The following is a 22279-nucleotide window of genomic DNA, read 5'->3' as shown; positions in this document are numbered from 1 at the left end:
CCTGCGCGGTTCTTCTAAGAGTGACTAAGTGACATCTAGGTACAAAGCCTATCTATAAAGAATCTCTAAACCGGGAGTGTGTCGATGTGAGAGAGGATACCAACGAGCAATATGGATTAACGCAAGCCCAGCGCCGAATATGGTTCATGGAAATTATGAATCCGGGAACGTCCATCACGATGCTTTCCGCGACCTACCAGATTACGGGCGAGATCAACACACAGCTTCTGAAGCAAGCGGCGGCAGAGATCGTCAAAACCTATGACGTTTTCCGAATCCGCATTAGCGGGGATTTGCAAAATCCAACGCAGTGGTTCGAAGAGCCGGAGAATGTCCAAGCTAGGATAAGCCGCCTCGAAATAGGCACAACCGAACAATTCTATGCTTGGGTAAAAGAAGTAAGCGAAAAACCGGCCAGCGTGTTCGACGAACACCTCTACCAATTTACGATTATTCATTTTGCGAACGGCCAAGTATGGCTCAATTTGACGGTAAATCATATTATCGCCGACGGCTTGTCCGTCAATGCTTTGCTGCATGCGGTGATGGAAAAATACCTGGAACTGCGCAAAGGCATCTCCAGCAGTTACCAGCCCCCTTCCTATCTAGATTATATTTCCTCGGAGCGTGAATATGAGCAATCGCAGCGTTATCAAAAAGGCAAGGAATACTGGCTGACAAAGTACAACACTTTGCCTGAAACGACCGGCATTAAATCGTATCCGCCATTCTCGATCGGCAGCGAATCCAATAAACTGTCCATCACTTTGGACGGTTCCCGGTATGAACGCATTCTGGCCTTCAGCGAACAATATCAGGTCAGCTTATATACGTTATTTTTGTCCGCCATGTACGCCTTATTGTACAAACTGACCGACAGCACCGATGTTCCGGTCGGCACGGTTTTCGCCAATCGCACCAGCAAGAAGGAAAAAGAAACGATCGGCATGTTTGTCAGCACCGTGGCTACGCGGATTTGTCTGAATCCAGACGGGCACGTACTTTCCTTGATCCAAACGGTTTCCAAGGAAAATACGGCGGATCTGCGGTATCAGAAATACCCTTATAACCAATTGATCCAGGATTTACGCGAACAACACGGCCGCAACGATCTTTCGGGGCTGTTCCGCACGTCTCTGGAATATCTGCCTTTGAAAATCGTGGAGTACGAGGAAATCAAGGTACGCTTAGAGGCTCACTTCGCTAGGCACGAGATGGACGATTTGCTGCTGCGCTTCGACCATATGCTGAATGAAGGCCATGTAATTCTCCATGCTTCCTATCGTACCGGCCTGTTCGAGAAGGCCGAGATTGATCGGATTATGGAACAGTATGTAACCGTTCTGGACCAGTTTCTTCAGAGTCCCGAACTGCCGGTACGCGAGATTTCTCTGCTGAGCGATGAGGAGAGACACCGCGTTCTCAATGTTTTTAACCCGCCGGTGGCAGGGCTGAGCGAGGGAGAAGCGTTTCATCGGTATGTTGAAAAGTTTGCCCGGGAAATTCCGGATCATCCGGCAGTCGTCTACATGGACAAACAGCTGACCTACAGCGAATTGAACGAACGCGCCGAGCGGCTGGCTTCTCTCCTTCGCGAACAGGGCGTGGGAAGGGAGACGATTACGGGGATCTGGGCGGAGCGTTCGGTGGAACTGCTGGTCGGGGTGCTCGCCGTTTGGAAAGCCGGCGGAGCCTATGTACCGCTGGACCCCGATTATCCCGCGGAGCGGATTGAGTACATGCTCAGCGATAGCGATGCATCGGTGCTGCTTACGCAGCGTCATCTGTTGGAGCGGGCCGGAGGTTGGTTGGCCGATGACCGGCTGAAGCTTCAAGCTGTCTATGCCATGGACGATGAACAGATTTATAACGGGGATGCCTTAGCCGTGGAATTTGAATCTGCCGACAGCGCCCCGCAAGACTTGGCTTATGTGATTTACACCTCGGGTACGACGGGGCGCCCGAAAGGCGTCATGATTGAGCACGGTAGTCTCGTGAATACGGCGGATGCGTACCGTCGCGAGTACCGGTTGGATCAGTTTCCGGTGCGGCTGCTGCAGCTGGCCAGCTTCTCGTTTGACGTGTTTGTCGGAGACATCGCGCGGACGCTGTATAACGGAGGCACGATGGTGATTGTGCCGAAGGATGACCGGATTGATCCGAACCTCTTATACGGCTGGATTCGGGACCAAAACATTACGGTATTCGAATCGACGCCTGCGCTCATCCTGCCGTTCATGCAGCATATTTATGAAGAAGGGCTGGACGTTAGCTCCATGCAGTTGCTGATTACCAGCTCGGATGCTTGCAGTGTCACCGATTACCGATTGCTACAGGAAAGATTCGGCGGACAATTCCGCATCATCAACAGCTATGGCGTTACCGAAGCGGCCATTGACAGCAGCTTTTACGGTGAGCCGCTGGATAAGCTGCCGCCGTCGGGTCATGTGCCGATCGGCAAAGCTTGGCTGAACGCCCGGTTTTACATTGTCGATGCTGCGTTAAAGCCGGTTCCTGTAGGGGTTCCGGGCGAGCTTGTCATCGGCGGCGCCGGGGTGGCGCGCGGGTACTGGAACCGTCCGGACCTAACCGCCGAGAAGTTTGCGGACAGCCCGTTTGTGCCGGGCGAACGTCTGTACCGGACAGGCGATTTGGCCCGCTGGCTAGAAGACGGCAACGTCGACTTCATCGGCCGGATCGACTATCAGGTGAAAATTCGCGGGTTCCGGATCGAACTCGGCGAAATTGAAACGGCCCTGCTGCGTTTCCCGGGCGTCAAGCAGGCTGTTGTGACCGACCGTACGGATGAGCAGGGGCAAAAGTATTTGTGCGGTTACGTGGCGGCGGATGCTTCTTTGCAGCTGAGCGATCTGCTGTCCCAATTGAAGCAAGAGCTGCCGGCTCATATGGTCCCGGCCCGGCTGGTGTCTCTTGATAAGCTTCCGCTCACGCCGAACGGCAAAATTGACCGCAAAGCGCTGCCTGAACCGACCGGAGAGATAGAAGCAGGCCGTGAGTATGTGGCTCCTCGCACAACGCTGGAAACAAGACTTGCTCTCATTTGGCAGCAGGTACTGGGTATTGCGCGAGTTGGAGTCCAAGACGATTTCTTTGACTTGGGTGGTCATTCCTTGCGGGCCTCCACGCTGGTTTCCAAGATTAGGAAAGAGCTGCAAGTCGAGGTTCCGCTGCGGGAAGTTTTCCGCTACACCACGATCGAACAGCTGGCCCAAAGAATCGGCGGTTTAAGGCAGCAGGAGACGTATGAGATTACAAAGGCGGCTGAGGCCGAGTGCTATCCGGTTTCATCCGAGCAAAAGCGTCTGTACGTCCTGCGCCAGCTTGACGGGGCCGAGCGCAGCTACAATATGTCGGCGGCGCTTCTTCTCGAAGGCAAGCTGGACCGCACGCGCGTCGAGCACGCGTTCCGGGCGCTGATTCAGCGCCATGAGACGCTGCGTACCGGGATCGAGCAGGTTCAAGGCGAGCTTGTCCAGCGCATCTATGACGAGTTGGATTTTGCTGTAGATTATTTCCAAGCGAGCGAGCGGGAAGTGGAGCAAGTGGTGGAAGCTTACTATCACCCGTTTGATCTGACTAAGCCACCACTTCTCCGCATCGGCTTGATCGAAGTCGCCGAGGATCGCCACATTCTGCTGTTCGATATGCACCATATCGTCTCGGACGGCATTTCGACAGCGCTGCTCTTCGACGAGTTCAGCCGCCTGTATCGGGGCGAGGAGCTGGCCCCGCTGCGCATTCAATACAAAGATTATGCCGTTTGGCAGCATTCCGAAGCTTACGGGCAGATGCTCCAGCCGCAGAAGGAGTATTGGCTGGAACAGCTGTCGGGCGAGCTGCCGGTTTTGGAGCTACCGACGGACTTCCCGCGGCCTGCGGTGCAAAGCTTTGACGGCCGAACCGTGAAGTTTTATATCGAGAAAGATCGGACGGAGAAGCTGAAAGAACTAGCGGCACGGACAGGGACGACCCTGTACATGGTGCTGCTGTCGGCTTACACCATCCTTATGCATAAATATTCGGGTCAGGAGGATCTGATCGTAGGAACGCCGATTGCCGGAAGAACGCAGGAAGAAGTGCAGCCGATCGTAGGGATGTTTATCAACACGCTGGCCATTCGCAGCCGTCCGGAGCGTTCCAAGCCGTACCTTTCGTACCTGGAAGAAATCAAGGATATCACGCTCGGGGCTTTCGAACACCAAAATTATTTGTTCGAAGACTTGGTAGAAAGTCTTCACATTCCGCGCGCGACCGGCCGGAATCCGCTCTTTGACACGTTCTTCTCCCTACAAAATACGGAGAACGAGCAAATTGTCATCGAGGGGCTGGAGCAATCGTTTTATCCGCTGGAAAACCGAACATCCAAGTTCGAGCTGCTCTTGGACATTTCGGAGATGGACGGTCAGCTCGAATGTCGGTTGGAGTACGCTACGGCTTTGTATAAACAGGAGACCGCGGAGCGGTTCGCCAGACATTATGACAAGCTGCTCGAAACCATCGCAGCAGCGCCGGACGGGGATATTGCCTCGCTGGAAATGCTCACGGAGGAGGAAATCCGCGAGCTGATGCGCGGTTTCAACGATTCAGAGGCGGACTACCCGCGGCAGCAGACGATTCACGGCTTGTTCGAAGAGCAGGCGGAGCTTTACCCGGACAACGTGGCCGCCGTCATGAACGAGCGGCAGCTGACCTACCGCGAGCTGAACGAGCGATCCAACCGCCTTGCGCGGAAGCTGCGGGAGACGGGAGTAGAAGCGGACCAGCTGGTAGCGATTCTGGCCGAACGCTCGCTCGATATGGTCGTCGGCATTCTGGCGATTCTCAAAGCGGGCGGAGCATACGTGCCTGTCGATCCCGACTACCCGGAGGAGCGCATTCGCTTCATGATCGAGGATTCGGGTGCGCCGTTATTGCTGATTCAAAAGCATCTGCACGAGAAGACCGACTTCGTAGGAACGCGCCTCGAATTGGACGATTTCGTTTGGGGCGACAGAGGGGCGGACTCCGAAGGTGCGCTGGACGCTTCGAACCTGGAGCCGATTTCCGGGCCGCTCAACCTGGCTTATGTCATCTACACGTCGGGAACGACCGGCAGACCAAAAGGAACGCTGATCGAGCATAAGAACGTCGTGCGCCTCCTGTTCAATGACAAAAACCTGTTCGACTTCGGGCCGTCCGACACGTGGACGCTGTTCCACTCGTTCTGCTTCGATTTCTCCGTTTGGGAAATGTACGGAGCGCTGCTGTACGGAGGCAAGCTGGTCATCGTACCGCCGTTCACGGCGAAAAATCCGGCCGATTTCCTGGCGCTGCTGGGCCGCGAACAGGTTACCATTTTGAACCAGACGCCAACGTACTTCTACCAGCTGCTGCGCGAGGTCTTGACGGACCATCCATACGATTTGCGGATTCGCAACGTCATCTTCGGGGGCGAAGCGCTGAGTCCGCTGCTGCTCAAGGGCTTCAAGACGAAGTACCCGGAGACGAAGCTGATCAATATGTACGGCATTACCGAGACGACTGTTCACGTGACGTATAAGGAAATCACGTGGGTCGAAATGGAGGCGGCGAAGAGCAATATCGGCAAGCCGATCCCGACGCTGAGGGTGTACGTCCTTGATGAAAACCGCCGGCCTGTGCCGATCGGTGTAGCGGGCGAAATGTACGTGGCCGGGGAAGGCCTTGCGAGAGGATACCTGAACCGCCCGGATCTGACGGCGGAGAAGTTCGTCGATTCCCCGTTTGCGGAGGGGGAGAAACTGTACCGCTCGGGCGACTTGGCGGCTTGGCTGCCGGACGGCAACATCGAATACCTGGGCCGGATCGATCACCAGGTCAAAATCCGCGGGTACCGAATCGAGCTGGACGAAATCGAGACGCAGCTGCTGAACGTCGAGGGCGTGGAAGAAGCGGTGGTGCTTGCCCGTCAGGACGGCGGGGGCGAGAAGGCGCTTGTCGCCTACTTTGTGGCGGATCGGACACTGACGGTCAGCGAAATGAGAACCTCGCTGGCCCAGGGAATGCCGGGGTACATGATCCCGTCGTACTTCGTGCAGCTGGAGCGCATGCCGCTGACGGCCAACGGCAAAGTAGACCGCAAAGCGCTGCCGGAACCGCAAGGCAGCTTGCAGACGGGCGTCGAATATGTAGCACCGCGTAACCGGATGGAGTCCCAGCTTGTGAAGATCTGGGAGGAAGTGCTGGGCTACTCCGGCATTGGAGTCCTGGACAATTTCTTCGAGCTCGGAGGCCACTCCTTGCGGGCGACGAACCTTGTCAGCAAGATTCAGAAGGAAATGAACGTCGAACTTCCGCTGCGCGATGTGTTCCGCTATACGACGGTAGAGTCGATGGCCGGGGCTATTGCCAGCTTGGAAGAAACGCGGCACAGCTCAATTCCGAAAGCGGAAGAGAAAGCGTACTATCCGGTTTCCTCCGCGCAAAAAAGGCTGTACGTCCTGCACCAGCTGGATGGCTCGGAGCTGAATTACAACCTCCCAAGTGCCTTGCAGTTGGAAGGGGCTTTGAACGAGGCCAAAGTGGAAAAGGCGCTGACTACTTTGGTGGCCCGGCATGATATGCTGCGCACCGGTTTTGAAATCGTGAATGGGGAGCCGGTTCAGCGTATTCATCCGCTCGTAGCTTTCAAGGTCGAAAAGCTTCAAGCAAGCGAAGATCAGGTTGCGGCCATTCTTGAAGGCTTCATTCAGCCTTTTGACTTGACCCAGCCGCCTTTGCTGCGCGCCCTGCTGATCGAACTGGAGAAAGAGAAATTCCTGCTCGCGCTGGATATTCATCATATTGGTTCCGACGGCCTTTCCATGGACGTGCTGCTGCGCGAATTCGTGCGGCTTTACAATGGGGAAGAATTGCCGGAGCTGCGGATTCAATACAAGGATTACGCCGTTTGGCAGCAATCCGAGGAGCAGCGCCAGCGCATCAAACGGCAGGAGGAATACTGGCGTGGGGTATTCAGCTCCGAGCTTCCGGTTCTTGAGCTGCCTCTCGACTTCTCCCGCCCGGCCGTGCAGCAGTTTGACGGTCAAACGCTCACGTTTACGCTGGATGCGGAGAAAAGCGAAGCTCTCAAACGGCTGGCCGGCGATTCAGGGGCGACGCTGTACATGCTTCTGCTGGCTGCGTACTCCGTATTGCTTCATAAATACGCGGGACAGGAAGATATAGTGGTTGGCACTCCGATTGCCGCCCGTTCTCACGCCGACCTGCAGCCGATTATCGGCATGTTCGTCAATACGCTGGCCCTTCGCTTGGGTCCGGCGGCGGAGCGGACGTTCCTGGATTACTTGCAGGAAGTGAAGGAAACAACGCTTGGAGCCTACGAGCACCAAGACTATCCGTTCGAGGAGCTGGTGGAAGCTCTTCAGGTGAGCCGGGATTTAAGCCGGAATCCTCTGTTTGACACCATGTTTTCTTTGCAAAAGCACGAAAGCTTGGATTTAACCCTGGAAGGCTTGCAATGGTCGCTGTTCGACATCGAGGAAAAGACGGCAAAGTTTGACCTTAGCTTTGATATCGTGGAAGTCGATAACGAACTGGTTTGCAAGATCGAGTACGCTACTTCGTTGTTTAGACAGGAAACGGTGGTACGGCTGGCAGGTCATTACGAGCAGCTTTTGACGTCGATCTTGGCTCAGCCGGGTGCGCGGATTTCGGATTTGGATTTCTTGACGGACAGCGAAAAACATGATTTGCTGGTCGGGTTTGACGTGTCGTCTTCGGCTCTTGCGAAGCAACCCGCCGCAGAGGGTACAGGTTTAGAAGCGGATGAGTCGTGGAGAGAGAGAACGTTCCACGAGCTGTTCGAGGAGCAGGCGGAGCGCACTCCGGAAGCGCTGGCGGTTGTCTACGAAGACAGCAAGCTGACGTATGCGGAGCTGAACGCCAAAGCGAATCGTCTGGCGTATGCACTGCGGGCGCGCGGGGTGAAGCCGGAGCAGGTGGTCGGCATTCTGGCCGATCGTTCGGCGGAGCTGTTGATCGGGGTGCTCGCCGTATGGAAAGCGGGCGGCGCTTATGTGCCGCTCGACCCGGACTATCCGGCGGAGCGGATCGAGTATATGCTCGCGGACAGCGGGGCGTCGGTGCTGCTTACGCAGACCCGCCTGCTGGAGCAGACGGAAGCTTGGCGCAGCGACGGAGCTCTAGTGCTGCAAACGGTGCTTGCGCTTGACGACGCCGCGACGTACAGCCTCGGAGCGGCGGAAGCGGCTGTGTGTGTACAAGCTTTGGGCGAAGCAGGCGCAGAGGTGGAGGCTTTGGCGCAAGCGGCTGCTGCCGAAACGTCCGCCACGGCAGAAGCCGAGAAGAACGTACTAGCGGCAGATCTCGCGTCGAATCCGGCGAATGTGAACAAGCCGCGCGATTTGGCTTACGTCATCTACACCTCCGGTACGACGGGCAAGCCGAAGGGCGTGATGATCGAGCATCGCAGCCTGGTGAACACGGCGGCGGGCTACCGTCGGGACTACCGCCTGGATCAGTTCCCGGTGCGGCTGCTGCAGCTCGCCAGCTTCTCGTTCGACGTGTTCGTCGGCGACATTGCGCGGACGCTGTACAACGGCGGCACCATGGTAATTGTGCCGAAGGACGACCGGATCGATCCGTCTCGTTTGCACCACTGGATTGAGCGGGAGCGGGTCACCATCTTCGAATCGACGCCAGCGCTGATCGTGCCGTTCCTAGAGTATGTGCACGAGCAGCGGCTGGATATGAGCGGGATGGAGCTGTTGATCACGAGTTCGGACAGCTGCAGCGTGGGGGATTACCGGACCTTGCAGGAACGCTTCGGCTCGTTGTTCCGGATCATCAACGCATACGGCGTGACGGAAGCGGCGATCGACTCCAGTTTCTACGACGAGGAGCTAGCGAAGCTGCCGCAAACAGGCAATGTGCCGATCGGCAAAGCGTGGCTGAATGCGAAATTCTACATCGTGGACGCGCATCTGAACCCGGTGCCGGTCGGGGTGCTGGGCGAGCTGGTCATCGGCGGAGTCGGAGTGGCGCGCGGGTACTTGAACCGCCCGGATTTGACGGCGGAGAAATTCGTAGACAGCCCGTTCGCCACTGGGGAGCGGCTGTACCGGACAGGCGACCTGGCGCGCTGGATGTCGGACGGCAACGTGGACTTCATCGGCCGGATCGACAACCAGGTGAAAATCCGGGGGTACCGGATTGAGACAGGCGAAGTCGAAGCGAAGCTGCTGAGTGTAGGTGGCGTGAAGGAAGCGGTCGTCGTCGTCAGGGAAGATCAAGAAGGTCAGAAAGCTTTGTGCGCTTATTATACAGCGGAAGAAGGCTTGACAGCGGCGGATCTGAAGCGGGCGATTGCCAGCGAGCTGCCGGGGTACATGATCCCGTCGTACTTCGTGGAGCTGGAGCGCCTGCCTCTGACGCCGAACGGAAAGATCGACCGGAAGGCGCTGCCGGCACCGGAAGGGGGGGCAGGAGGCCGCGAATACGTGGCGCCGCGCACCGAACTGGAGGCGAAGCTGGCCGCCATTTGGCAGGATGTGCTTGTTCGGGAGAAGGCGGTAGGCGTAACGGACAACTTCTTCGACCTCGGCGGGCACTCCCTGCGGGCGACGACGCTTGTCAGCAAAATGCATAAGGAGCTAGGCGTTGAATTCCCGCTTCGCGACGTATTCCGCTACTCGACGGTTGAAGAAATGGCCGCGGCTATGGAGCGGCTGGAGATCGGCTCGTTCACGGCTATTTCGGCTGCAGAATCTAGCGAGTATTATCCGCTCTCTTCTGCTCAGAAACGTCTCTATATCTTGAACCAGCTGGAAGGAGCCGAGCTGAGCTACAACATACCAGGAGCTATGCTGCTCGAAGGGGAGCTCGACCGGCAGCGGTTTGAAGAAGCGTTCCGCGGGCTCGTAGCTCGTCATGAAACGCTGCGTACCGGCTTTGAGATGGTAAAAGGCGAAGCGGTTCAGCGGATTTACGAAGAAGCCGCCTTCCAGGTGGAGTATGTGCAGATCAGCGAGGAGCAGGCAGAAGAAACGGTGCGCCAATTCGTTCGTCCGTTTGATCTAGCGAAGCCGCCCCTTCTGCGGGTAGGCCTTGCTGAACTGGCGCCGGACCGGCACATTCTAATGTTCGATACGCATCATATCGTATCTGACGGCGTTTCGATTGACGTACTGATCGAAGAGCTCGTCCGCTTGTATAGCGGGGAGCAGTTGGAGCCGCTCCGCATTCAGTACAAAGATTATGCGGTATGGCAGCAATCGGACGAGCAGAAAGCTCAGCTTGCCAAGCAGGAAGCCTACTGGCTCGACATGTTCCGCGGAGAACTGCCGGTTTTGGAATTGCCGACGGACTATCCGCGCCCGGCTATGCAGAGCTACGAGGGCCGCACGCTGCAATTGTTTATGGATAGCGAGAAAAGCGAGGGTCTGAAACGGCTTGCAGCCGAGAACGGCGCAACGCTTTACATGGTTCTGCTTGCTGGTTATACAATATTATTGCATAAGTATACAGGGCAAGAAGACGTGGTGGTCGGTACGCCGATTGCAGGAAGAAATCACAGCGACGTTCAGCCGCTGATCGGGATGTTCGTCAATACCCTGGCCATCCGCAGTTATCCGGCTGCTGGTAAAACGTTCCTTGACTACTTGAAGGAAATCAAGGAGACGACGCTGGGCGCTTTTGAACATCAGAATTATCCGTTTGAGGAACTGGTGGATAAGGTGAATGTGGCTCGCGATTTAAGCCGCAATCCGCTGTTCGATACGATGTTTGCTTTGCAGAATACAGAGAATTTGGAAATCCAGCTTCCCGGACTCCATTTGTCGACGTATGCCAGCGAAGAAATTGTTTCTAAATTCGATCTCAGCTTGGACGTCACAGAGATCGAGGAAGGCTTGGAATATCTGTTTGAATACGCCACTGCTCTTTATAAAACCGAAACAGTGGAGAAATTGGCCGCTCACTACTTGCAGTTGCTTGAATCCATTCTCCGTAACCCGTCGGCGACGATTGCCGAGCTGGGCATTTTGACACCGGCGGAAAAAGATCAAATTCTCGGCGCGTTTAACCCGGCGCAGCCGGAAGCGGCTTCTGCGGCTGCGTTCCACCAGCTGTTTGAGGAACAGGCGAAGCGCACGCCGGAAGCGGCGGCCGTCGTGTACGAGAACGACCGGCTGACGTATGCGGAGCTGAACGAGCGGGCGAACCGCTTGGCGGCCACGCTGCGCACAAGCGGCATCGGCCGGGAGACGATCGTCGGCATTCTCGCCGAGCGTTCGGTGGACTTGCTGGTGGCCGTGCTGGCCGTCTGGAAAGCGGGCGGGGCGTATGTGCCGCTCGACCCGGATTACCCGGCGGAGCGCGTGCGGTTCATGCTCGAAGACAGCGGAGCGAAGGTGCTGCTGACGCAAACGGCGCTGCGAGAGCGCGCCGAAGCCTGGCTCGGCGAAGAGGAGCTGGCGCTGGCGGCGGTGCTGTACCTGGACGACGAAACTTCGTACAGCGAGGAGCGGATGAATGCCGACAGCTTCCATGAAGCCCGTCCGGAGGATCTGGCGTACGTGATCTATACGTCGGGGACGACGGGCAAGCCGAAGGGCGTGATGATCGAGCACCGTAGCCTGGTGAACACGGCGGCGGGCTACCGGCGGGAATACCGGTTGGATCAGTTCCCAGTGCGGCTGCTGCAGCTCGCAAGCTTCTCGTTCGACGTGTTCGTGGGAGATATCGCGCGGACGCTGTACAACGGAGGCACGATGGTGATTGTGCCGAAGGACGACCGGATCGATCCGTCTCGTCTGCACCACTGGATTGAGCGGGAGCGGGTCACCATCTTCGAATCGACGCCAGCGCTGATCGTGCCGTTCCTGGAGTATGTGCACGAGCAGCGGCTCGATATGAGCTGGATGGAGCTGTTGATCACGAGTTCGGACAGCTGCAGCGTGGCGGATTACCGGACCTTGCAGGAACGCTTCGGCTCGTTGTTCCGGATCATCAACGCATACGGCGTGACGGAAGCGGCGATCGACTCCAGTTTCTACGACGAGGAGCTAGCGAAGCTGCCGCAAACAGGCAATGTGCCGATCGGCAAAGCGTGGCTGAATGCGAAATTCTACATCGTGGATGCGCATCTGAATCCGGTGCCGGTCGGGGTGCTGGGCGAGCTGGTCATCGGCGGAGTCGGAGTGGCGCGCGGGTACTTGAACCGTCCGGAGCTGACGGAAGAGAAGTTCGTAGACAGCCCGTTCGCCGCGGGCGAGCGGCTGTACCGCACGGGAGACTTGGCGCGGTGGATGGAAGACGGGAACGTGGACTTCATCGGCCGGATCGACAACCAGGTGAAAATCCGGGGGTACCGGATTGAGACGGGTGAAGTCGAAGCGAAGCTGCTGAGTGTAGGTGGCGTGAAGGAAGCGGTCGTCGTCGTCAGGGAAGATCAAGAAGGTCAGAAAGCTTTGTGCGCTTATTATACAGCGGAAGAAGGCTTGACAGCGGCGGATCTGAAGCGGGCGATTGCCAGCGAGCTGCCGGGGTACATGATCCCGTCGTACTTCGTGGAGCTGGAGCGCCTGCCTCTGACGCCGAACGGAAAGATCGACCGGAAGGCGCTGCCGGCACCGGAAGGGGGAGCAGGCGGAGGCCGCGAATACGTGGCGCCGCGCACCGAACTGGAGGCGAAGCTGGCCGCCATTTGGCAGGATGTGCTTGTTCGGGAGAAGGCGGTAGGCGTAACGGACAACTTCTTCGACCTCGGCGGGCACTCCCTGCGGGCGACGACGCTTGTCAGCAAAATGCATAAGGAGCTAGGCGTTGAATTCCCGCTTCGCGACGTATTCCGCTACTCAACGGTTGAGGAAATGGCCGCGGCTATGGAGCGGCTGGAGATCGGCTCGTTCACGGCTATTCCGGCTGCGGAACCTAGCGAGTATTATCCGCTCTCTTCCGCTCAGAAACGTCTCTATATCTTGAACCAGCTGGAAGGAGCCGAGCTGAGCTACAACATACCAGGAGCTATGCTGCTCGAAGGGGAGCTCGACCGGCAGCGGTTTGAAGAAGCGTTCCGCGGGCTCGTAGCTCGTCATGAAACGCTGCGTACCGGCTTTGAGATGGTAAAAGGCGAAGCGGTTCAGCGGATTTATGAAGAAGCCGCCTTCCAGGTGGAATATGTGCAGATTAGCGGGGAGCAGGCAGAAGAAACGGTGCGCCAATTCGTTCGTCCGTTTGATCTAGCGAAGCCGCCACTTCTGCGGGTAGGCCTTGCTGAACTGGCGCCGGACCGGCACATTCTAATGTTCGATACGCATCATATCGTATCTGACGGCGTTTCGATTGACGTACTGATCGAAGAGTTCGTCCGCTTGTACAGCGGGGAGCAGTTGGAGCCGCTCCGCATTCAGTACAAAGATTATGCGGTATGGCAGCAATCGGGCGAGCAGAAAGCTCAGCTTGCCAAGCAGGAAGCCTACTGGCTCGACATGTTCCGCGGAGAACTGCCGGTTTTGGAATTGCCGACGGACTATCCGCGCCCGGCTATGCAGAGCTACGAGGGCCGCACGCTGCAATTGTTTATGGATAGCGAGAAAAGTGAGGGTCTGAAACGGCTTGCAGCCGAGAACGGCGCAACGCTTTACATGGTTCTGCTTGCTGGTTATACAATGTTACTGCATAAGTATACAGGGCAAGAAGACGTGGTGGTCGGTACGCCGATTGCAGGAAGAAATCACAGCGACGTTCAGCCGCTGATCGGGATGTTCGTCAATACCCTGGCCATCCGCAGTTATCCGGCTGCCGGTAAAACGTTCCTTGACTACTTGAAGGAAATCAAGGAGACGACGCTGGGCGCTTTTGAACATCAGAATTATCCGTTTGAGGAACTGGTGGATAAGGTGAATGTGGCTCGCGATTTAAGCCGCAATCCGCTGTTCGATACGATGTTTGCTTTGCAGAATACAGAGAATTTGGAAATCCAGCTCCCCGGACTCCATTTGTCGACGTATGCCAGCGAAGAAATTGTTTCGAAATTCGATCTCAGCTTGGACGTCACGGAGATCGAGGAAGGCTTGGAATATCTGTTTGAATACGCCACAGCTCTTTATAAAACCGAAACAGTGGAGAAATTGGCCGCTCACTACTTGCAGCTGCTTGAATCCATTCTCCGCAACCCGTCGGCGACGATTGCCGAGCTGGGCATTTTGACACCGGCGGAAAAAGAGCAAATTCTTGGCGCGTTTAACCCGGGGCAGCCGGAAGCGGCTCCTGCGGCCGCGTTCCACCGGCTGTTTGAGGAACAGGCGAAGCGCACGCCGGAAGCGGCAGCTGTCGTGTACGAGAATGACCAGCTGACGTATGCGGAGCTGAACGAGCGGGCGAACAGTTTGGCGGCCACGCTGCGCGCAAGCGGCATCGGCCGGGAGACAATCGTCGGCATTCTCGCCGAGCGTTCGGTGGACTTGCTGGTGGCCGTGCTGGCCGTCTGGAAAGCGGGCGGGGCGTATGTGCCGCTCGACCCGGATTACCCGGCGGAGCGCGTGCGGTTCATGCTCGAAGACAGCGGAGCGAAGGTGCTGCTGACGCAAACACTGCTGCGAGAGCGCGCCGAAGCCTGGCTCGGCGAAGAGGAGCTGGCGCTGGCGGCGGTGCTGTACCTGGACGACGAAGCGTCGTACAGCGAGGAGCGGATGAATGCCGACAGCTTCCATGAAGCCCGTCCGGAGGATCTGGCGTACGTGATCTATACGTCGGGAACGACGGGCAAGCCGAAGGGCGTGATGATCGAGCACCGCAGCCTGGTGAACACGGCGGCGGGCTACCGGCGGGAATACCAGTTGAATCAGTTCCCGGTGCGGCTGCTGCAGCTCGCAAGCTTCTCGTTTGACGTGTTCGTGGGAGATATCGCGCGGACGCTGTACAACGGAGGCACGATGGTGATTGTGCCGAAGGACGACCGGATCGATCCGTCTCGTCTGCACTACTGGATCAGCCAGCAGCAAGTGACGATCTTCGAATCGACGCCAGCGCTGATCGTGCCGTTCCTGGAGTATGTGCACGAGCAGCGGCTCGATATGAGCTGGATGGAGCTGTTGATCACGAGCTCGGACAGCTGCAGCGTGGCGGATTACCGGACCTTGCAGGAACGCTTCGGCTCGTTGTTCCGGATCATCAACGCATACGGCGTGACGGAAGCGGCGATCGACTCCAGCTTCTACGACGAGGAGCTGGCGAAGCTGCCGCAGACAGGCCATGTGCCGATCGGCAAAGCGTGGCTGAACGCCAAGTTCTACATCGTGGACGCGCACCTGAATCCGGTGCCGGTCGGGGTGCTGGGCGAGCTGGTCATCGGCGGAGTCGGAGTGGCGCGCGGGTACTTGAACCGTCCGGAGCTGACGGAAGAGAAGTTCGTAGACAGCCCGTTCGCCGCGGGCGAGCGGTTGTACCGCACGGGAGACTTGGCCCGGTGGATGGAAGACGGGAACGTGGACTTCATCGGCCGGATCGACAACCAGGCGAAGATCCGGGGGTACCGGATTGAGACGGGGGAGATCGAGTCGCAGCTGCTGCGGGTGGAAGGCGTGCGCGAAGCGGTGGTGCTGGTTCGAAGTGACGCGAACGGGCAGAAAGCGCTGTGCGCGTACTACACAACGGATGGCGAACTGACGGTGGCAGACCTGAAACGGGCGATCTCCAGCGAGCTGCCGGGTTACATGATCCCGTCGTACTTCGTCGAGCTGGAGCGCCTGCCTCTGACGCCGAACGGGAAAATCGACCGGAAGGCGCTGCCGGCGCCGGAAGGGGGAGCAAGCGCAGGCCGCGAATACGTGGCGCCGCGCACCGAACTGGAGGCGAAACTGGTCGTCATCTGGCAGGGCGTGCTCGGGCCGGTCACGATTGGCGTGACGGACAACTTCTTCGACCTCGGCGGGCACTCCCTGCGGGCGACGACGCTAGTCAGCAAGGTGCACAAGGAACTGAGTGTGGACCTGCCACTGCGCGATGTGTTCCGGCACTCGACCATCGAAGCGATGGCCGAGGCGATCAGCCAATTGGAGCGGCAGGAACACCTCTCCATTCCGGTTCTGGATAAGAGGGATTACTATCCGCTTTCCTCCGTGCAAAAACGGCTGTACATCCAGCAGCAGATGGAAGGCGCCGAGCTTAGCTACAACATGTCCGGCATGACGGTTCTCGTCGGGCGATTGGAACGGAATCAATTCGAGGCGGCGCTCAAAGGATTGATAGCTCGTCACGAAATTTTGCGAACCGGCTTCGAAATGGTCGACGGCGAACCGGTACAACGGATTTATCCGGACTTGAAGTTTGCCGTCGAATATACGAAAGCGACGGAAAGTGAAACGAAGAGCATCGTAGACGGCTTTGTGCGCGTCTTTGATTTGGAGCGGCCGCCGCTGCTGCGTGTGGGCTTAGTCGAATGGGAAGCGGAACGGCATCTGCTCATGCTGGACATTCATCATATCGTCACGGATGGCATGTCGATGGGCATCTTCGTCGAAGAGCTGCTGCGCTTGTATAACGGTGAGACTCTGGAGCCGCTTCGGATTCAATACAAGGAATTCGCCGCTTGGCAGCAGTCAGAACCTGTAAAAGAGCGGCTGAAACGTCAGGAAGCCTACTGGCTGGACGTGCTGGAAGGCGAACTGCCGACGCTTGAACTGCCTACGGACTTTGTCAGACCTGCCGCTCGCAGCTTTGAGGGAGATGTGCTGCCTTTCAGCATCGACAAGCAGATGACCGACAGCTTGCAGCGCATCGCCGATGAGAACGGTGCCACCCTTTATATGGTGTTATTGGCGGCCTATTCAATCCTGCTCAGCAAGTACTCGGGACAAGAAGACTTCATTGTAGGCATGCCGGTTTCGGGCCGCACACATGCCGACCTGGAGCCGCTCATCGGAATGTTTGTCAACACTTTGGCGATTCGCCATTATCCGTCCGGGGAGAAGGCGTTCCTCGCTTATTTGAACGAAGTCAAAGAAACGATGCTGGGGGCCTACGACCACCAGGATTATCCGTTCGAGGAGCTTGTGAAAAAGCTGCAGGTGCCGCGAGATCAAAGCCGCAATCCTGTATTCGATGTCATGTTTGCTCTGGAAACCAAGGAAGATAACGTTCAAAGCTTCGGGGATATCAAGATCGAATCTTATCCGGAAACTCATACGGTTTCCCAATTTGATCTTACCTTGGTCATTTCGTTGCTGGATGAGGGAATGAACGGACAGTTTGAATATGCCACCAAGTTGTTTACGCGCAATCTGATCGACAATTTCGCTCAGGACCTGCTCGTAATCATCACCCAAATTTGCGAACAGCCTTCGGTGCTGTTGAAGGATATTTCCCTGAACGGGCAATCCGAACAGGAGCAAGATGTGCTAGAGGCCATTGATATTATTTTCTAATCCCTTACCCGGCTTGGGTGTATGCCGTATTTCTCTCGGTACGCATCCTGCCGGGTGTTTTTTTTAAAATGAAAAAGAAAAATCCACCACAGGAATCTGACGTCAAGTGCCACTGAGTAACTATTTCGGTTTATTGGAAAATCGACAAAACACAACAGAAATCGTAGTTTACCTTTGGTATACTAAGAATCAAACCATTTAAACAGAGATAATTCCACCATAAAATCCGAATACCCGAAAAACGAAAAGAAGTAATTGCCGATCGTTGCAGACGAGTTTAATTTTTTGACTATGACACCAGAAGAACAACAAAAGGCACACGAAGACTACAGGAAGAAATACAGATATCTAAAACGTGCGCCGCGGCTACTCGTTTACTACTACCTCATAGGGGAAAAGTTCCGAAATACAATGGCCGAAATAGGCCGCAGGAAGGGCTGAAAGAGATAGCCGACGACGTTCTGAGTAAGGAATTTCAACAGGAATGCTAGGCTTGGAATCGAAACCGCAAGCCGCTAAATGGGCAGTTCCAATTAACTTGGAAGGATGTGCCGAATAGCTATTGGGCAGCGCGCGACATCGCAGCTGCTGCGATGTCTCTCAATAGCGCAACAAAAAACGAGTAGCAACAGAGAGTCGACAATATGGCGTTTTTAAGAGGGGCTACCGCTATGTACTCGGTAGCCCCTCTTGTGAGCAAAAAGCCATTAATGTGTCATTCAATCGGGAAACTGTACCTGTCACTTAGAGCACCTTTCCTCAACTCGAATTTCTTCATCATAAAAGAAACGCCCAAGTGGAGAGCAACAAATCACCTGTAACCCCACTTACAGTTATTTCTTTCTAAGTATTACTCCACTAACCCCAGTTCCTTTTATACATTTGATCAGACTCTCCTAATACATGGCCATATATTGTTAATTTTGTGCCTAGGGGGACCGATTGTATAATTCCATGACATCGTGGTTCCGCATTCGAATACAACCATGGCTCTGATGCTGTCCAATAGAATATGGTAGGCTTACCACAAAAAAACACTTCCAAGGTTGTGCCATATCTTACGACATGGTGCATTTTCTTGAAGGTGTTTTTCAGTCTCGCTCTATTTATTTTAAAGAGACAGCACTTCGTCATATGATCAGCCTTTCATGCGCTCGGAAAGTTAAGGATTATCATCCGGCGGTAAAGGGAATGAAGCTCGAATATAAGTTGTTGGAGCTATTTTTTGATGAACAGGTAACAACCGTTCATGTAGGTTCTTCTGGGATAACGATTTATACAGTATAGATATAGCTGCAGCGGCTATTTGCTCAGATGGTATATCGATGGCCGTAATGGGTGGTGTAGAATACTGGGTAGCGTCTGGTCCGGTCATCCCGATCGATATGATAGCAACTTCCTCAGGGATTTTAATTTTCAAACGGTTAAATTCATGGATCATTCCCATAACGATAGTATCCGATTCACAGAATATCGTTTTAGGTCTATCCGTCATTTGAAGATATCTCTCTGCAGCTGTAACTCCTCCGGCAAGCGAATTCGGAGCTGTTATAATTTGTGATTGATCAACCACAATATGCTGCTTCCTGCATTCTTCAAGAAAAGCATTTATACGCTGGTTGGAAGCAACATAAGGACTTTCCACTGCGACTACTCCGATATGTTGTACCGACTGCTTAGTAAGCAAAGAAACCGCCTCTAATGCAACTTCGCCAGAGTCAACATAAACTGTGGAGAATTTTTTAGACTGGCGATTAATCAAAACGATTGGCATGCGGGGCGACAATGACTCCAAATACGCCAGATCTGCCTCGGAAGTAGCACCAATAATAATTCCATTATACGTATTATTCATGATCTCTTTAGCGTCTTTGGCGATTTGATCGTTCGTATAAATACGTATAACAAGCTCGAAATCAAATTGTTTTTTTTCTATTTCCGATTGAATCCCTGCCAACAATGCCGCCAGCATGTTCGTCCGGGCATCTAATGTCCAATATAAGGCAATGATCGGCTTGGCCCGATCTAAATTGCGCAGACGTCTTGCACTAACATTCGGCTGATATCCCAATTCATCTATGGCTTTCATGACTTTATTGTAGGTTGTCGAGGGAATACTTCGTTCCTTAGATTTGCCGTTAATGACAATGGAAACTGTCGAAACAGATACCTCAGCCAACTTAGCAACATCTTTCAGTGTAACCATCTTAGGTCTCCAATCTAATAACTAATTGGTCATACTTTCCTTAAATATAATCATAATCTAATTTTCTGTAAATGTGAACAATTGTGAAAAATAGAACATGTCCTTGATTTGCTCATTCTATTGATATAAAATGAATTTGTCAACGAGTACAACGTTATACTAAAACGTTGTACTCAACTTAATTTCAAAATGTGTCCGAAACCTTAGAAAGGAGAAGCGTGAATGCCTTGTGTGTAGTGGATAGATAAGAATATTGATTTTTAAGTACAACGTTGTACTTACTGTGTAATCGTAATTATTGTTATGTTTCGGCAAATCCAAGGAATATAACGGTGATCTCTTTGGATGATTAAAAATATGATTCCGTAATATTAAAAAGAGAAGATGAGGTAGATGGCATACAATATCTCGGTTATTCATGGAGATGGTATCGGCAAAGAAATCGTTGACCAAGCGATCAAAGTAATGAATGAAGTCGGCAACGTATTTCATCATACCTTTCATTTTGAAAGATGTGAAGCCGGAACCGAGGCTGTTCAAAAATACGGTGAACCCCTTCCTGATAAGAGCCTAAGGCAATGTCAAGAAAGCGACGCGATATTACTCGGAAGCCTGTGGCTCGACAAGTATCCGGAATTGCCACAAGAAAAGCGTCCAAGCTATGTTCTTTCTCTACTTAGGAAAAAGCTAGAGCTTAAGATAAATCTTCGGCCGATTTCTGTTTATAAATCATTGGCAGAATTGAGTCCACTGAAGAACAGTATTATTGGCGAGGGGTTTAATATTCTTATGCTTCGTGATCTGGCCGGCGGCATGCTCATGTCCCAAAGATACCGAGGAATCGGGGATTATGGCAAAGAAGCATTCGATAAAGAGTACTATAACGAAGAAATGATCAAAGCGAATGCTTGCGCTGCGTTTGAAATTGCTCGTGGGCGCAGCAAGAAGGTCACAAGTTTGGATAAGGCGGTCATCCTGGAAAGTTCGAAGTTGTGGCGTGAGGTTGTCCAAGAGGTTAGTGCAGATTATCGGGATGTAGCTCTGGTGAATCAGTACATTGATGATGCAGCCGCGCAGGTCATTACCGATCCTCATAACTATGACGTCATTCTAACGTCTGGCATGTTCGGAGATATCCTTTCGGATGAAATATCCGCATTGGCAGGAACACCGAATGTACTTCCGTCAGCGGAGCTCAATCGCCAGGGCAAAGGTCTGTTTACACCTAACCAAATACACAATAAAGATTATTCCATTGTAGGCAAGGATATCGCTAATCCAATCGGATCTATTTTATCCGGTGCGATGATGCTACGTTTTGCTTTTGGTTTGGAAGAAGAAAGCCAAGCCATCGAGGGAGCGGTTAAACGGGTACTAGATGAAAAATACGCAACAAAGGACATTTGCTTTCCGGGAAGTAAACGGATCGGGACAAGCGAAATGGGGTCTATCATATCCGAAAAGATAAGAGAAATTGGGAAGGAGCTAGTTTGATATGACGATGATCGAATCCAATTTGAACGAAAAGTCCGGAGTAACCACAGTTATTGAACCGAACTATATCGTTTTAAGTGACAGTTTACCATTAGAATTTGTAAATGAATTAGAAAATATAAAGCGGCTTGAAGCGCCTGAGCGGGTGATCGTAATGCTCTATTTTGACACTCCCGCTGGGAATTTCATATCAGCTGAAATACAGAAAAAACTCATCCAGTTTGCTCGCAAGCACGAACTGAAATTTGTCCAATCCCAAGGCATCGGATATCACATTCTGCTGGATCAATATGTAAAACCTGGTGACATCGTTGTTTCTTCAGGTAAGCATAACAGCATTTTCGGTGTAAAGCAGGCTCTCGGAATACATGTGAATCCATCCGAATTGCTTCATGTGTGCACAAACGGCAAGATGAATATAGTGGTTCCGGAAACCGTGTACATTGAACTTACGGGTCAACTAAAACCCGAAGCGTCCATCAAGGATTTCGCAATTTCTTTTTTAGCATCGGAAGAACTTAAGTACGCTGGCAAAGCTATCGAGTTTTATGGCAAGGCCTTAAATTCCTTATCTCCGAAAGAAACAACAGATCTTTGCCAATTGGCTTCGAGAAGCGGCGCTGTGACAGCTTTTCTCCATACAGATTATCAAGGACCGGGCCAAGAAAGCTATGATCTAGGGGATGTGCAACCCATGGTTGCTCTGCCGGGATCGATCCATCAATCGCAACCTGCGGCTGAATTGGCAGGCACTCCATTATCGGCTTGTTTCATCGGCGGATGCACAGGAGGCAGTATTGAGGATTTGAGAACAGCCGCAGCGATTTTGAAAGGAAAACGGATTCCCATAAATATGCGGTTGTCGATTGGACCACAAACTAATGAAGTTTACAAGCAGGCTATTTCCGAAGGGTTAATTCAGACCTTTATCGATAGTGGTGCGCAAATTTTGAGCACAGGCTGTGCCAGCTGTGTGACAACTTCAAAAGGTGTTATTGCCAAAGGCGAAACGATGCTATCGGCTAGTTGCTGGAATTATAAGGGGTGTAACGGCTCAAAGGACTCGCTGGTTTACCTAGCTTCTGCAGAATCCGTCGCTAACTCCGCGTTGAAGGGCTGTATTACATTAAATTCGAAGGGATGAGAAGACTTT

General features: G+C 53.9%; 4 protein-coding genes and 1 pseudogene. 3 read left to right on the top strand and 2 right to left on the bottom strand.

The features are described from left to right. Window positions 1-86 precede the first annotated feature (86 nt). Window positions 87-17426 (top strand): non-ribosomal peptide synthetase, encoded by a 17340-nt coding sequence (locus tag MKX36_RS21620; protein WP_340865669.1) that lies wholly within the window; start codon window positions 87-89, stop codon window positions 17424-17426. An 891-nt stretch (window positions 17427-18317) separates the two neighbouring features. On the opposite strand, the pseudogene MKX36_RS21615 reads toward MKX36_RS21620, so the two are convergent. Beyond that, window positions 18318-18445 (bottom strand): annotated as a pseudogene (locus MKX36_RS21615) (L,D-transpeptidase); the annotation flags it as partial. Window positions 18446-18588: 143 nt separating this feature from the next. Further along, on the bottom strand, window positions 18589-19632 hold the full coding sequence (locus MKX36_RS21610; protein ID WP_290410309.1) for a LacI family DNA-binding transcriptional regulator: 1044 nt from the start codon (window positions 19630-19632) through the stop codon (window positions 18589-18591). A gap of 393 nt (window positions 19633-20025) precedes the next feature. Here MKX36_RS21610 and leuB point away from each other — a divergent pair, with 393 nt between their 5' ends. Both leuB and MKX36_RS21600 read left to right on the top strand, forming a co-directional pair. Further along, window positions 20026-21126: a 3-isopropylmalate dehydrogenase gene (gene leuB, locus MKX36_RS21605; protein WP_290410308.1), complete on the top strand. Its 1101-nt coding sequence runs from the start codon at window positions 20026-20028 to the stop codon at window positions 21124-21126. Window position 21127: 1 nt separating this feature from the next. Continuing rightward, complete coding sequence (locus tag MKX36_RS21600) at window positions 21128-22270, top strand: aconitase family protein (RefSeq protein ID WP_340865667.1); 1143 nt, start codon at window positions 21128-21130, stop codon at window positions 22268-22270. Window positions 22271-22279: the final 9 nt, after the last annotated feature.

This window comes from Paenibacillus sp. FSL W8-0439 (assembly GCF_038008995.1).
In the GTDB taxonomy this organism is placed as follows: domain Bacteria; phylum Bacillota; class Bacilli; order Paenibacillales; family Paenibacillaceae; genus Paenibacillus; species Paenibacillus polymyxa.
The sequence above is the reverse complement of the archived record's forward strand: the minus strand, read 5'-3'. Positions and strand labels throughout refer to the sequence as shown.